This window comes from Rhodoferax saidenbachensis (genome assembly GCF_001955715.1).
GTDB classification, from domain to species: Bacteria; Pseudomonadota; Gammaproteobacteria; order Burkholderiales; family Burkholderiaceae_C; genus Allorhodoferax; species Allorhodoferax saidenbachensis.
Genome location: NZ_CP019239.1, coordinates 2,751,446 through 2,765,354 on the forward strand (window position 1 = coordinate 2,751,446; position 13,909 = coordinate 2,765,354).

The following is a 13,909-nucleotide window of genomic DNA, read 5'->3' on the forward strand; positions in this document are numbered from 1 at the left end:
TATTTATCAGCTGTACGTCGCTGTTATTTTTTCAAAGCTTATGGGGTTTATCGTACACCGATGCTTTGTCAGGAACCATAAGTTTGGACACGCTGGTTGGCCACCGCATCCAACTGGTCTTGCGCTACCCGGTGGGGCGCAATTTCAGCCAGCGGGAGCAATACAAAGGCCCGCTCCCGCATGCGCGGATGCGGTACATCCAACGTGGCACTGGCGATGCGGGCATCACCATAGAGCAACAGGTCCAGATCGAGCGTGCGCGGTGCATTGCGATAAGGGCGCTCACGGCCCGCGCCCAGCTCAATGGCCTGCAACGCAGAGAGTAAATCGGGCGCTGTCAGACGCGTCTGTATTTCTACGACGGCGTTGACATAGTCGGGGCCACCAGCATCCACCGGGGCGCTGGAATAGAGGGACGACTGAAGCGTGAGCGCCACACCATCCATATCGGCAATCGCATCAATGGCGGTAGCCACGGTCGACGCCGCTGAGCCGAGGTTGGCCCCCAGGCCGATATACGCGGTAACCAGTTCCCGCATGGACTAAGGCATGTTCACGCGCATCAGGCGCCAGTGTCTGCGCCGCCGCCCTCGCCGGTATTGCCAGCGCCCTGGTCCGTGCCCTTGGCCGCACCCGAACGGCGGCGACGCCGGCGTTTACGGGGCGGGTTGTGGCCGTCTTCATCGGTTGCGCCTTGTGCATCGCGCTCTTGCACATCTGCACCGGGGTCCGCATCGGCTTGCACCGACTTCTTGGGGGCCCCCTCTTTGGCGGGAGCGCGCTGCACCCGGGGTGCCGGCTTGCGTTGCTGCTGCTCGGCACGCACCTGGTCTACCAGGTCCTGGCGCAGGCTGTCGTCGGCCATGCTGAATTCCTGCCACCAGTCGGCAAGCACTTCATCTACCTCGCCAATATCGGCGCGCAAGCGCATGAAGTCAAACGCCGCACGGAAACGTGCCTGCTCCACCAGGCCAAACGGCGTGCTGCCCACGCGCTTCTCGAAACGAGGCTGCATGACCCAGATTTCGCGCATGTCACTGGCCAGCTTGCCGCCGCCAGACACGTCACCAATACGCGCATGGAACACATCGTCAATCGCATCCATCAGTGCGGGATGGCCGTGTTGGCGGTCTGCCATGCGGCGGGCCCAGCCGTCGCGCACGTCGGCCCACAACACGCAGGCCAGCAGGAAGCTCGGCGCTACGGGTTTTCCTTCGCCCACGCGGCGGTCAGTGTCTTTCAGTGCCGCGCTGACAAACGGTTGTTCGGCACGCTCCACCACCACATCCAGCAGCGGATAGATGCCGCGCGACATGCCCAGCTTCTTCAGTTGTTCGATGGATGCCAGCGCATGGCCGGTCTGCAGCAGCTTGAGCATTTCGTCGAACAGGCGGCTTTGTGGCACGTCGTGCAACAAGGACTGCGATTTGATCAGCGGCGCAGCCGTCTTGGCGTCCATCTTGAAACCCAGGGGGCTCAGCTTGGCAGAAAAACGGATGGCACGGATGATGCGCACCGGGTCTTCACGGTAACGCGTGGCAGCGTCGCCAATCATGCGCAAGGTGCGGCTCTTCGCATCCTTCAGACCGTTGTGGTAATCGACCACGATTTGTGTCTCGGGGTCGTAGTACATCGCGTTGATGGTGAAGTCGCGGCGCACCGCATCTTCTTCCTGCGGGCCCCAGACGTTGTCGCGCAGCACACGGCCGGTGCTGTCCACAGCGTGTTTCATGCCGGCGAGTTCGCTTTTGCTGGTTTTCTCGTTGCCCGCTACCTGTTCGGCCGCGGCGTTGTCCAGGTAGGCACGGAAGGTGGAGACTTCAATCACTTCGTGCTCACGACCGCGGCCATAGACCACGTGCACGATGCGGAAGCGCCGGCCGATGATGAAGGCGCGCCGGAACAAGCCCTTGACCTGCTCGGGTGTGGCATTGGTGGCCACGTCAAAGTCCTTGGGACGCAGGCCGACCAGCAGGTCACGCACCGCACCACCCACGATGTACGCCTCAAAACCCGCTTGTTTGAGGGTGTGCACCACGTTGCTGGCGCGCTCATCCACCAGGGCAGGGTCAATGCCGTGTGAGGATGCAGGCACTTCCACGCGTTTGCCGAATTGCGGCTTTTTGGAAGCGGAGGACGCACTGGCAGATTTGCCTAGCAGTTTGTCGATAAATTTCTTGATCAAGTGAGTTGTCCTAGGGGAATCGGTTCGCGAATCAGGCGAAAAGGTCGAGTATGCGCCATCCCCGCTCCTGCGCCAGGGCGCGCAGAGTGGCATCGGGGTTGGTCGCGACGGGGGTGTTGGCCCGCTCCAGCAGCGGCAGGTCGTTCATGGAATCGGAGTAGAAAGTGGTGTGTACCGTGCCCCAGTCCAGGCCGCGCTGCTGCAGCCATTGCGCCACCCGCACCACCTTGCCTTCGCGGAAGGACGGCACACCCGCAATGGTGCCGGTGTACCAGCCGGTACCGCCAGGCGCAGTATCGCGCTCCAGTTCAATCGCAATCAGCTCCTGCACCCCAAGCGCCGTCGCGATGGGGCGGGTCACAAACTCGTTGGTAGCGGTCACCACGACCACCAGGTCGCCCGCCTTTTGGTGCGCCTGCACCAGCTCCAGCGCCTGGGATTGGATGCCTTTTAGCACTGTATCCCTCATGAAGTCTGCGTGAGCAGCTATGGAATCCGTAGCACCGTGGCGCACGATGGCGGCGGTGGCGAAGCGCACATAGGCGTGCACATCGAGGGTACCGGCCTTGTAGTGGGCGTAAAACGCGTCGTTTTGGCGCTTGAATTCATTCGCATCGGTCCAGCCGCGGGCTGTGGTGAATTCGCCCCAGGCGTAGTCCGAATCAAACGGGATCAGCGTGTGATCCAGGTCGAAGAGTGCAATTCTTTGCAATGTCATTGGTTTTCCAGCATCGATTTGATCAGCGGGATGGTGATGGCGCGCTGGGTTTGCAAGGCGTAACCGTCCATCAACTCCAGCAGCTCCATGAGGCTGCCCAAGTCGCGGCTGAAACGGGTGAGCATGAAGTCCATGACCTCATCGCTCAAAAACACGCCGCGTGCGTCCGCCGCCTGGCGCAACACCGCACGGCGTTCGGGTTCACTCAGCGCCTGCAGGCTGAACACATGGCCCCAGCCCAGGCGGGTGCGCAGGTCATCGCGCAGTTTCAGTTCCACCGGCGCAAACTCGCCTGCCGCCAGCACCGGGCGCTGGTGGGTCTGCGCGTTGACAAACCAGTTGAAGGCCATGTGCTGCTGCTCGGAGGTGTACAGATGCACATCGTCCATCAGCACCGCTGCCCAGCCCTCGTCAAACTCGACGGGCTCCAATACCGAGGCATCCATCCACCCCACTCGGGCACCCTGCTCGCGCAAGGCCTCGCGCGCCGCCTTGAGCAAGTGGCTCTTGCCGCTACCGCCGGAGCCCCAGAAATAGGTGGGCACGGGCGAACGCGTATGGGACCCAGCCTTGGCGCCAATCCAGAGTTCCAGATGTTTAAGCGCTGCTTCATTGGGCCCGGCGCAGAAGTTCGCCACCGTCGGCCCGGCAGACAAACCAATGTCCAGGGCGATCTGTTGCATTGCCAAGGTCTTATCCTAAGTACAAGCGACTGGCTAAATAGCTGGCACGGATGCGGCGAATCGCCACCAGCAGCACGGCGCTGACCGGCAAGGCCACCAGCACCCCCACAAATCCAAACAACTGGCCAAACGCCAGCAAGGCAAAAATCACCGCCAGCGGGTGCAGGCCGATGCGCTCTCCCACGAGGCGTGGCGTCAAATAGAGGCTTTCAATCAGTTGGCCCAGGCCGTACACCACGGCCACCATGACCAGCGGGTAAACCACACCGGTGCTGGAAAACTCCAGCAAACCGGCAAAAGTAGCCAGCACCAGCCCCACACCAAAGCCCAGGTAAGGCACAAAAATCGCCAGGCCCGTGAAGATACCAATCGGCAGCGCCAGATCCAGCCCAAACAGGGCCAGTCCCACGCTGTAGCCCACGGCCAGCGTCAGCATGACCAGCAACTGCCCACGCAGGTACTGGCCCAGCACGGCATCCGCTTCCGCGAGAAAACTGTCCGTACCCGCCCGCATGCGGGGCGGAATGAAGTTGCGCACCTGGGCCACAAAGCGGTCCCAGTCCATTAGCAGGTAAAACAAGGCCACGGGTATCAAGATGGCATTGCCAATGATGGCAAAGGCCACACTGCCGCCCAGCTTGACCGAGGCCAGCACCGAGCCCACGGCGTCTTCCACATTGGCGTTGAGGTACTTCATGACAAAGCCCTTGATGCTGGTCACGTCCAGCGAGATGTGGATGCCCCACTGCGCCAGCCAGGGTTTGAGCGTGCCGTTGATGCTGTCCAGCAGCACCGGCAACTGCTCACGCATCAGCGGCAGTTCCTTGGCAAAAATGGGCACGATCAGCAGCAACACACCCAGCAGCGCCACCACAAACAGCAGCTCCACCAGCACAACTGCCACCAGACGCGGGATACGCCCCCGCCCCGCATCGTCCAGCCAGTCCACCAGCGGTGTCAGCGCATAGGCCAGCACCGAGGCCACCACAAACGGTGCCAGCACCGGGGCCAACAGCCACAACACGCCGACCAGCAGCAATGCGATGAGCGCCCAGGCGATGAATCTTTTTTGGGTGGGGGTGAATTGCATGTGTGGGGATCGATCTTTAAACGCAGTTTTAGCGAAGACTAACAATTGTCCAAGGGACTTGTTACGTCGAAGCTAAAGCAAAGCTTCAGCGGAGACTAACAACTAACCGGAGGGTTTGTTAAGTCGAAGCTAAAATCTGGGCAAATTCTATAGGGCTCGGTCCATCAGACCGCCCAATCCACGCTTCATGACCCAATCTTCCTCCTCCACTCCCCTGTCCTACAAAGACGCTGGCGTTGACATCGTCGCCGGTGACGCCCTGGTCGAGCGCATCAAGCCGCTGGCCAAAAAGACCATGCGCGAAGGTGTTTTGGCCGGTATTGGCGGCTTTGGCGCGCTGTTTGAGGTCCCCAAGCGCTACAAGGAACCCGTTTTGGTGAGTGGTACCGACGGCGTGGGCACCAAGCTCAAGCTGGCTTTTGAGTGGAATATGCACGACACCGTGGGCATCGACCTGGTGGCCATGAGCGTGAACGACGTGCTGGTGCAAGGCGCCGAACCCCTGTTCTTCCTGGACTACTTTGCCTGCGGCAAGCTGGACGTGGACACCGCCGCAGCGGTCGTGGGCGGCATTGCCAAGGGCTGCGAACTCTCCGGTTGCGCACTGATTGGCGGCGAAACCGCCGAAATGCCGGGCATGTACCCCGCGGGCGAATACGACCTGGCCGGTTTTTGCGTCGGCGCGGTCGAAAAATCCAAAATCCTGACCGGTGCTGACGTGAAACCTGGCGATGTGGTGCTGGGCCTGGCCTCCAGCGGCGTGCATTCCAATGGCTTCAGCCTGGTGCGCAAATGCATCGAACGCGCAGGCGCTTCCGCGCCCGCCACGCTGGACGGCAAACCGTTCAAGCAGGCGCTGATGGAGCCCACCCGCCTGTATGTGCTCAATGTGCTGGTCGCGCTGGCAAAACACCCGATCAAGGCCCTGGCCCACATCACCGGCGGCGGTCTGCTGGAGAACATTCCGCGTGTGTTGCCCGAAGGCACGGCCGCCCATTTGAAGAAGGGCAGCTGGCCGCAGACCGAACTTTTCGCGTGGCTGCAACAGACCGCCGGCATCGACGACATCGAGATGAACCGCACCTTCAACAACGGCATCGGCATGGTTGTGGTGGTGGATGCGGCCCACGCCGAAGCCACCGCCGCCACCCTGCGCGCCGCTGGTGAAAAGGTCTACACGATTGGTGCCATTGCGGCCCAAGGCACGGGCGCTTCCGTCATCGTCGCCTGAACTTTGCCGCCCACCGGGGCTTTGATTCCGGCACAGCGACTCGACTTGCCCTGAGGGTTTGCTAGTAAATTTATAGCTGCCCACGCACGTATTTACTGGACTTTTGGCACTTTTTGTTCCAAACTTTGTCCTCTATTGGCTATACGGAGCGCGCAATGCCGATCATTGCAGTGATCAATCGCAAGGGTGGAAGTGGCAAAAGCACCATGGCCACGCACTTGGCTGCGTGGCTGGCTCGCCAGGGGCTGGCTGTCATGCTGGGCGATGTAGACCGCCAACAATCCACGCGCGCCTGGCTCAAGCGGCGTGACGCAAAACTGCCTGGCATCGTTCCCTGGGCCATAGACCAGAAAAACGTACTCAAGGTCCCTCCGGGCGTCACCCACGTGGTGCTGGATACCCCGGGCGGCATGCACGGGTTTGAGTTAGCCAAAGTCGTCATGTCTGCCGACGCCGTGGTCATGCCGGTGTGCAATTCCATGTTTGACCGCGAATCCGCTGCTGCGTGCCACGCCGAACTGCTGGCCCTGCCCCGGGTGGCCTCGGGGCGCTGCAAGCTGGGCATTGTGGGCATGCGTGTCGACGCCCGCACCAAGGCAGCAGAATCCTTGCGGGAATGGGCGCTGGGGCTGAATGTGCCGTTTCTGGGTGTGCTGCGCGAGACCCAGCAATACGTCAAAAGCCTGGACAACGGCCTGACCATGTTCGACCTGCCAGGCCAGGCCCACAGCGGCGACCTGCTGCAGTGGGACCCGATACTGGAATGGCTCAGCCCGATTGTGAAAGTGACCCACGCGCCCCAGACACGCCCGGCGCCCCCCCCCGAACCCATCAAACCTGTGGCGGAAGTGGAAGCCCCCGCCCAGCGCATGAACGCGACGCGGGCAGCGAGCCTGATGCCCGCTCAGGAAGGACTGGTACACGGCAACCTCTATGCGTTTGCCCGCCCCGGGCCACTCGCAACCACAGACGCTGCATCGCGCCCCACGAATGGCGCCGAGCGCGCGGGAGTGCCCCAGTTCCTGCTGCGTCAGTAGCGCGGCGACAACTTAGCCTTTTTGTCGGCGCAGGGCATCCACCTGGTCGGCAATCGCATCCACGTCCACCAGATTGTCGGCATGGGTGAGGTAACACTCCAAATCTGCGAGGGCCTCGCTGGCGTGGCCCAATTCGGCGTGGGCCAGCCCCCGGTCACGGTACTCGGACCAGGATTCCGGCAATAACACCACCAGACGCTCCTGCACCGCTAGCAAACGCTGCCAGTCTTGCTGGTGTTTGTAGATCTCTTTGAGGTTGCGCAGCATGCGGGCGATGATTTCACGCGATGGTGCCGGCTGCAGGTACAAAGCCAGCGGCGCCTCAAATTCGTCCACCAGACCGCTGCGACGTCGGTACGGATCCAGCATTTCAGACAGTTCTTCACGGCTGAAGGACTTGCCCGTCAGGGGGTCGATCACCGCCTGGCCCATGGGCAAATTCACCTTGATCAGGAAATGGCCCGGAAAACCAATGCCCTGCACCGACAAGCCCAAGCCTTGCGCCAGTTCGATCCACAACACGGCCAATGAAATGGGAATGCCGCGGCGCGTACGCAGCAGCACATGGACAAAGCTGTTGTCCGGATCGTAGTAGTCGTTGACGTTGCCGCCAAAACCCAGGTCATTGAAAAAGAACTGGTTGAGCACCCGGAATTTCTGCAGGGGCCCAGCATCGGCCGGCAGGCGGCGACGCACCCGCGCCAGCAACTGGTCCACATCGGCCAGCACGGTCTGCACATCCAATTCCGGGTATTCGTCCTGGGCCAGGCTCAAGGCAGCTTCAAACAGCGCGAACTCCGTATCACGCTCCACCAGGGCCGCAAAGTAATCCAGCGGCGTGGGCACATCAAATGAGAGATGCATTGCAGACCTCGCTTTCGCTTACCGTCGCAAAAACTGCCGCGGGTTCAGGCCCGCGGCCCATATGGCGCCGAGGTACACCCCGGCAGCCCCCACCAGCACCAGCGCCATCAGGCCGATGCGCTTGAAGCTCTCGGCGCGCAGGCCTATCCATGAAAACTCCTGCGCCGCCCACAGCAGGTAGATCACCAACAACGCGCTGCCAGCCAGCACCTGTAGCGCAAAGATGCCCCAACCCGGACGTGGCCGGTAACTCTTGCGCGATAGCAGCCCCAGGAGCAGCCACGTCGCATTGATCAGCGCGCCCAGACCAATCGACAGGGTCAGCGCAGCGTGCTGGAAATACGGTACCAGCAGGTAATTCAGAATCTGGGTGATCACCAGCACGGCAATGGCAATACGCACCGGCGTGCGCGTGTCCTGGTTGGCGAAATATCCGGGTGCCAGCACCTTGATGGCCACAATGCCCACCAGCCCCACGCCCCAGCCCATCAGCGCCGTGGTGGTCTGTTGCACATCAAACGCACTGAAAGCACCGTAGTGGTAAAGCGTTGCCACCAGCGGCTGGGCAAAAGCCAGCAGTGCCACCGCGCTGGGCACGGCCAGCACCACCACCAAACGCAGGCCCCAATCCAGCATGTCGGAATACTGCGCGGTGTCGTTCTTGGCCCGCGCCGCCGCTAGCCGCGGCATCAGCACCACACCCAGCGCAACGCCCAGCATGGCGGTGGGGAACTCCATCAGTCGGTCGGAATAGGTGATCCAGCTCACACTGCCGGGCGCCAGGTGCGAGGCAATCTGGGTGTTGATCAGCATGGACAACTGCGCCACCCCCACGCCCAGCAAGGCCGGCAGCATCAGGTGCACCACCCGCTTGGTCGCCGGGTCCGCCCAAGCCAGGCGTACCTGGCTCCAGCGAAGGCTGATGCGTGGCAGCAGACCCAGGCTGCGCAGTACCGGAATTTGCACACCCAGTTGCAGAATCCCGCCGCCCAGCACGCCGGCAGACATGGCATAAATAGGCTCCACACCCCGCCCTGCCAGCCAGGGGGCCAGCAGCCAGGCCGCCAGGATCATGGACACATTGAGCAACACCGGCGTGGCCGCCGGCACCGCAAACCGTTTCCAGGTGTTCAAAATACCCGCCGACAGCGCCACCATGGACATGAAGCCGATGTAGGGGAACATCCAGCGTGTCATCGACGTGGCGGCCGCAAACCCGTCCTGGCGCAACCCGCTGGCCATGGCCAGCACCAGCCAGGGCGCAGCCAGCACGCCCACGACGCTGGCCAGCACCAGCACCCAGGCCAGCACCGTCGCCACGTGGTTGATGACCTGCCGGGTCGCCTCTTCGCCGTCCTGCTCCTTGCTGGCTGCCAGCGCCGGGATAAAGGCCTGGCTGAAAGCCCCCTCGGCAAAGAAACGGCGAAACAGGTTGGGAATGCGAAACGCCACGTTGAAGGCGTCGGTCATGGCACTGGCACCAAAGGTGGCGGCGACCAGCAGTTCGCGGACCAGGCCGGTGATACGGGATACCAGGGTCCACAGGGATACGGTAGAGGCAGATTTAAGAAGGCTCACCGGGCAAGTGTAGCCCCCACGCGTGCATGTTGCCCCCACGCTCCGCCGCTGCGCGGGTCGCTGCCCCCCCAAGGGGGCTAACCCGCCTTGGGGCGGCCCGGCGGCGGGTTGCTCTCACGCGCACATCTTGGCCAATTTGCTCGGTCAGGTGCCAAATGGTACAATCGCGGGCTTTGCTGACAACATCCTACGACACAAGGAAAACATACTATGGCATCTACCAAACCCAAGAAAAAGAACCCACGCCTCGCGTCGGGCCGTAAACGCGTCCGTCAGGACATCAAGATCAACGCTGCAAACACCTCTTTGCGTTCCAAGTACCGTACTGCGGTCAAGAACGTTGAGAAGGCAGTTCTGGCTGGTGACAAGACCAAAGCCGCAGAACTGTTTGCGAAGATGCAAGCTGTTGTCGACACCGTCGCCGACAAGGGCATCTTCCACAAGAACAAGGCCGCTCGCGACAAGAGCCGTCTGGCATCCAAGGTGAAGACCTTGGCTCTCGCCGCCTAATTTTTAGGCAAATCGCACAGATCCTCCGGGATCTGCCGTTTGTAACGGGTGCGCTGTCAGCAAAGCAAAAAAGCCGTCTTAGGACGGCTTTTTTGTTGCCCGCTCACTTTGCAAGGTCAGGCGCTGGTGTCCAGCAAGGTCCCCGCCATCTTGTCGCTGGTCTTGAAAACCTGCAGGTTGATCGCGTAGGCATTTTTGGCCTGTAACTGGTTGACCATGTCGGCCTCCAGCGCCGCGCCTTCGATTTCGGCCTTGGTCAGGCTGGTGGTGACACCGCCACCGACCTGCTCCTTTTGCTCCACTTCCTGGCGTTTGAAGCCCTTGGTGTTGACGTTGGCCACATTGTGTGCGGCTGAGTCCAACTGGGTCTGCGCCGCGTTGATACCAGAGAGTGCTGTGGAAGCGATAGTGTTCATGGGAAACCCCGCCTGGGTGGAGGATGTCAGCATTGAATCACAAAGCGCCGTCCAGAGGAATCCCCCAGGACCGGCCAGGGCTTCAGCCCCTTTCGGAGCGCTCTGGCGGTACGGGGCGGGTCTCGCTGACCTGCAATTCGTTGTCTTTGGCGAAATTCAGGCAAAAGTCCCAGGCCATCACATCGTGGTCACGCAGGTCGCGGTGGATGATCACGCACTTGACCTGCCCGATCGAGGTGGGCACACACCAGGGCGAATAGCCCAGATGGCTGCCGGGCTGCGGGCCACCGGGTCGAAACGGACTCATCACCCCCGCCAAACGCTCCGCCCAGTCGCTGGGGCGAAAGGTCTTGCCCTGCGCAGTAACGCCCAGGATATAGAGTTCTTTGGAAGCGGTGGAAACCATGGATTGGATGAAGGCGGTGAGCTGTTTGCGACAGCGTTAGAGGTGCTGCACCGCACAAGAATTCTACCCTCCTCCGCTGTCTGCGAAATGACAGCCCCACGCCGCCCGGGCGCATCACTGTGATGAGAAATGAGCACCCAAGGCCCCTGTGCGATGCGCCTAAAATCAGGCTTCAACGGCCCAACCTGCCTTTGTTCATGTTGGGCCGCCTTGTTTTTGAGTCAAACCACGGAGCCTTGCCATGCCTTCCGCCACACCATCTTCACCCCACGTGATGAACACCTACGGCCGCCTGCCCATTGCCCTTTCGCATGGCCAGGGTTGCCGCGTGTGGGACACCAATGGCCGCGAGTACCTGGACGCACTGGGTGGCATTGCCGTCAACACCGTGGGCCACAACCACCCCAAGCTGGTGCCCGCGCTGCAGGACCAGCTCACCAAGCTGATCCACACCTCCAACTACTACCACGTGCCGCACCAGGAAGTGCTGGCCCGCCTGCTGGTGGAGCGTTCCGGCCTGACCAATGTGTTCTTCTGCTCCACCGGCCTGGAAGCCAACGAAGCCGCACTGAAACTGGCGCGCAAGTTTGGCCACGACAAAGGCATTGAGCGCCCCGAGATCGTGGTCTACGAAAAAGCCTTCCATGGCCGCAGCATTGCCACGCTCAGCGCCACCGGCAACCCCAAGGTCCAGGCCGGTTTTGGCCCGCTGGTGGAAGGTTTTATCCGCGTGCCGGTCAACAACCTGGCCGCACTCAAAGCCGCCACCGAAGGCAATCCCAATGTGGTCGCGGTGTTCATGGAAGCCATCCAGGGCGAAGGCGGCGTCAACCCCATGCACATGGACTACCTGCGCGACGTGCGCGCCCTGTGCGATACACGTGACTGGCTCTTGATGATTGACGAAGTGCAGTGCGGCATGGGCCGCACAGGCAAGTGGTTTGCGCACCAGTGGGCCGGTATCAAGCCCGACGTCATGCCCCTGGCCAAAGGCCTGGGATCGGGCGTGCCGGTCGGTGCGGTGGTGGTCGGGCCGCGTGCAGCCAACATCTTCCAGCCTGGCAACCACGGCTCAACCTTTGGCGGCAACCCGCTGGCCATGCGCGCCGGTGTGGAAACCATCCGCATCATGGAAGAAGAAGGCCTGCTGGAAAACGCCGAGAAGGTGGGTGCCTACCTGAAGGCCAGCCTGGAAACCGCGCTGGCAGCCGAGATTGCCAATGGCGGCGTGAAGGAAATCCGGGGACTGGGCCTGATGCTGGGTATTGATCTGGCCAAACCCTGCGGTGCGCTGGTGCAGCGTGCGGTGGACGCCGGCCTGCTGATCAGCGTGACCGCCGACACCGTGGTCCGCCTGGTGCCACCGCTGATTCTGAGCCGTGCCGAGGCCGACGAGATTGTGACCATCCTGTGCCCGCTGATCTCTGCCCTGCTCAAGGAGGCTGCATGAGCGCCGCCCGGCCGCCCGAAGGCGCTCGCACCGCAGCCCCTCGGGGCGAAGGTTCTTCTGTTCACGCAGCTGTCCCCAGCACCCTGCCCCTGGGTGCACCGCCGGTGCGGCATTACCTGCAGTTTGCGGACTTCAAGACCGAGGAGTACCACTACCTGCTGGAGCGCGCCGCGCTGATCAAGAAGAAATTCAAAACCTTCGAAAAACACCACCCGCTGGTAGACCGCACGCTGGCCATGATTTTCGAGAAGGCTTCCACACGCACGCGTGTGAGTTTTGAAGCCGGCATGTACCAGTTGGGCGGCAGTGTGGTGCACCTGACCACGGGCGACAGCCAGTTGGGCCGCGCCGAGCCGATCGAGGACAGCGCCAAGGTCATCAGCCGCATGACCGACATCGTGATGATCCGCACCTACGAGCAGACCAAGCTGGAGGCCTTTGCCGCCAACTCGCGTGTGCCTGTCATCAACGGCCTGACCAACGAGTTCCACCCCTGCCAGATCCTGGCCGACATCTTCACCTACATCGAGCACCGTGGCCCGATCACGGGCAAGACCGTGGCCTGGGTGGGCGATGGCAACAACATGGCCAACACCTGGCTGCAGGCCGCAGCCCTGCTGGGTTTCCACCTGCGCGTGAGCACCCCCAGCGGCTACGAAGTCAATGAAAAAACGGCCGCGCGCCCAGACAGCATGGGCGTAGGCAGCTATCAAACCTATAGCAAACCGATGGATGCGTGCCGCGGTGCCGACCTCGTTACCACCGATGTCTGGACCAGCATGGGCTACGAGGCCGAAAACGAAGTGCGCCGCAAAGCCTTTGCCGCCTGGTGTGTGAACCGCGAGATGATGGCCGTCGCCGCACCCGATGCCCTTTTCATGCACTGCCTGCCCGCCCACCGCGGTGAAGAGGTGGAGGCCGAAGTCATCGACGGACCGCAGAGCGTGGTCTGGGACGAGGCAGAAAACAGAATGCATGTGCAAAAGGCACTCATGGAGTACCTTTTGCTGGGCAAGCTGTAGGCGACTTGCTGCGTCCCGTTTCGCAATTTCGTTCAATACAAAACACTGACGCGCAGCAACACTCCAAACCTTGACCAACAAGGATGGAGTTTGCAATGCCTGCAGTGTGGATATCGATGGCTCTGTTTGCCCTGGCCGGGGCCATTTCACCGGGACCGGTGAATGTGATCGCGTCCAGCCAGGGCGCCCGACATGGATTCTTGCGCGCCCTGCCCCATGTGGCGGGCGCCAGCCTCAGCTACTGCGCCGTGGTGTTGCTCATGGGCGGCGGCATGCAGTGGTTGCTGCAGACTTGGCCCGCACTGACCACTGCCACGCAGTACGCAGGTGCGCTGTACCTGCTCTACCTGGCTTTCAAAATTGCGCGCGCTCCCACGCAGACCCAGTACACCCCCGATGCAGCCACACCGGGAACGCACTGGCAACACGGCGCTTTGCAAGGCGCACTCACCCAAGGACTCAACCCCAAGGCCTGGTTGGTGGCGCTGTCGGGTGTCAGCCTGTTTGTGCCGGCGGGTGCGGAAGCCGGCACCACGCTCTGGCTGTTCTGCGCCATCTCCGGGGTGGTCTGTTTCGGCTCCGTGGCCTGCTGGGCGGCGCTGGGCACGCTGATCCGCCAGTGGCTACAGCCAATCCACCACCAGCGCCTGTTCAACCGCGTGATGGCCGGCCTGTTGGTACTCACGGTGCTGGACATGGTGGACTTGCTCTGAGGGTTT

Annotated in this window: 15 protein-coding genes; 6 read left to right on the forward strand and 9 right to left on the reverse strand. The window is 61.9% G+C overall.

The genetic code is table 11. The annotated features are described in order from the left end of the window. Positions 1-68 precede the first annotated feature (68 nt). From folK to RS694_RS13110, 5 genes are read right to left on the reverse strand one after another with little or no spacing between them, the layout of a single operon-like run. Positions 69-539 carry a 2-amino-4-hydroxy-6-hydroxymethyldihydropteridine diphosphokinase gene (gene folK / locus RS694_RS13090; protein ID WP_029707219.1) on the reverse strand — a complete coding sequence of 157 codons (471 nt, stop codon included), beginning with the start codon at positions 537-539 and terminating at the stop codon, positions 69-71. Positions 540-562: 23 nt separating this feature from the next. Beyond that, the gene (gene pcnB / locus RS694_RS13095) at positions 563-2,185 is read right to left on the reverse strand and encodes a polynucleotide adenylyltransferase PcnB (protein WP_029707218.1); all 1,623 of its coding nucleotides are present in this window, start codon (positions 2,183-2,185) and stop codon (positions 563-565) included. Positions 2,186-2,216: 31 nt separating this feature from the next. Then, positions 2,217-2,903 (reverse strand): histidinol-phosphatase, encoded by a 687-nt coding sequence (locus RS694_RS13100; RefSeq protein WP_029707217.1) that lies wholly within the window; start codon positions 2,901-2,903, stop codon positions 2,217-2,219. Then, complete coding sequence (gene hda, locus RS694_RS13105) at positions 2,900-3,586, reverse strand: DnaA regulatory inactivator Hda (protein WP_029707216.1); 687 nt, start codon at positions 3,584-3,586, stop codon at positions 2,900-2,902. Before hda ends, RS694_RS13100 begins: the two co-directional genes overlap by 4 nt. Before the next feature lie 10 nt (positions 3,587-3,596). Continuing rightward, positions 3,597-4,676 carry an AI-2E family transporter gene (locus RS694_RS13110; protein WP_029707215.1) on the reverse strand — a complete coding sequence of 360 codons (1,080 nt, stop codon included), beginning with the start codon at positions 4,674-4,676 and terminating at the stop codon, positions 3,597-3,599. Positions 4,677-4,863: 187 nt separating this feature from the next. On the opposite strand from RS694_RS13110, the gene purM reads away from it, so the two are divergent. Further along, positions 4,864-5,907, forward strand: a complete 1,044-nt coding sequence (gene purM / locus RS694_RS13115) for a phosphoribosylformylglycinamidine cyclo-ligase (protein ID WP_029707214.1) — start codon at positions 4,864-4,866, stop codon at positions 5,905-5,907. A 155-nt stretch (positions 5,908-6,062) separates the two neighbouring features. Then, the gene (locus RS694_RS13120; RefSeq protein WP_029707213.1) at positions 6,063-6,944 is read left to right on the forward strand and encodes a ParA family protein; all 882 of its coding nucleotides are present in this window, start codon (positions 6,063-6,065) and stop codon (positions 6,942-6,944) included. Positions 6,945-6,956: 12 nt separating this feature from the next. On the opposite strand, the gene RS694_RS13125 is transcribed toward RS694_RS13120, so the two are convergent. Both RS694_RS13125 and murJ read right to left on the reverse strand, forming a co-directional pair. After that, entirely contained in the window at positions 6,957-7,808 is an 852-nt protein-coding gene (locus RS694_RS13125) for a SirB1 family protein (RefSeq protein ID WP_029707212.1), read from the reverse strand. 18 nt (positions 7,809-7,826) lie between these two features. Further along, positions 7,827-9,386 carry a murein biosynthesis integral membrane protein MurJ gene (murJ, locus tag RS694_RS13130; RefSeq protein WP_029707211.1) on the reverse strand — a complete coding sequence of 520 codons (1,560 nt, stop codon included), beginning with the start codon at positions 9,384-9,386 and terminating at the stop codon, positions 7,827-7,829. 210 nt (positions 9,387-9,596) lie between these two features. Between murJ and rpsT the strand changes: the two genes are divergently transcribed. Further along, entirely contained in the window at positions 9,597-9,896 is a 300-nt protein-coding gene (gene rpsT, locus RS694_RS13135; RefSeq protein ID WP_029707210.1) for a 30S ribosomal protein S20, read from the forward strand. 116 nt (positions 9,897-10,012) lie between these two features. Here rpsT and RS694_RS13140 read toward each other — a convergent pair whose 3' ends face one another. Both RS694_RS13140 and RS694_RS13145 read right to left on the reverse strand, forming a co-directional pair. Further along, positions 10,013-10,312: a flagellar basal body protein gene (locus tag RS694_RS13140; protein WP_029707209.1), complete on the reverse strand. Its 300-nt coding sequence runs from the start codon at positions 10,310-10,312 to the stop codon at positions 10,013-10,015. Between the two features lie 82 nt (positions 10,313-10,394). Further along, entirely contained in the window at positions 10,395-10,718 is a 324-nt protein-coding gene (locus RS694_RS13145) for a DUF3579 domain-containing protein (protein ID WP_029707208.1), read from the reverse strand. A 241-nt stretch (positions 10,719-10,959) separates the two neighbouring features. On the opposite strand from RS694_RS13145, the gene RS694_RS13150 reads away from it, so the two are divergent. The 3 genes from RS694_RS13150 (at position 10,960) to RS694_RS13160 (ending at position 13,903) form a co-directional block, all read left to right on the forward strand. Beyond that, positions 10,960-12,168, forward strand: coding sequence for an aspartate aminotransferase family protein (locus RS694_RS13150; protein WP_029707207.1), 1,209 nt, complete (start codon positions 10,960-10,962; stop codon positions 12,166-12,168). 104 nt (positions 12,169-12,272) lie between these two features. After that, positions 12,273-13,190, forward strand: a complete 918-nt coding sequence (argF, locus tag RS694_RS13155; RefSeq protein ID WP_029707206.1) for an ornithine carbamoyltransferase — start codon at positions 12,273-12,275, stop codon at positions 13,188-13,190. Positions 13,191-13,285: 95 nt separating this feature from the next. After that, a complete protein-coding gene (locus RS694_RS13160; RefSeq protein ID WP_029707205.1) occupies positions 13,286-13,903 on the forward strand; it encodes a LysE family translocator in 618 nt (205 codons plus the stop codon). Positions 13,904-13,909: the final 6 nt, after the last annotated feature.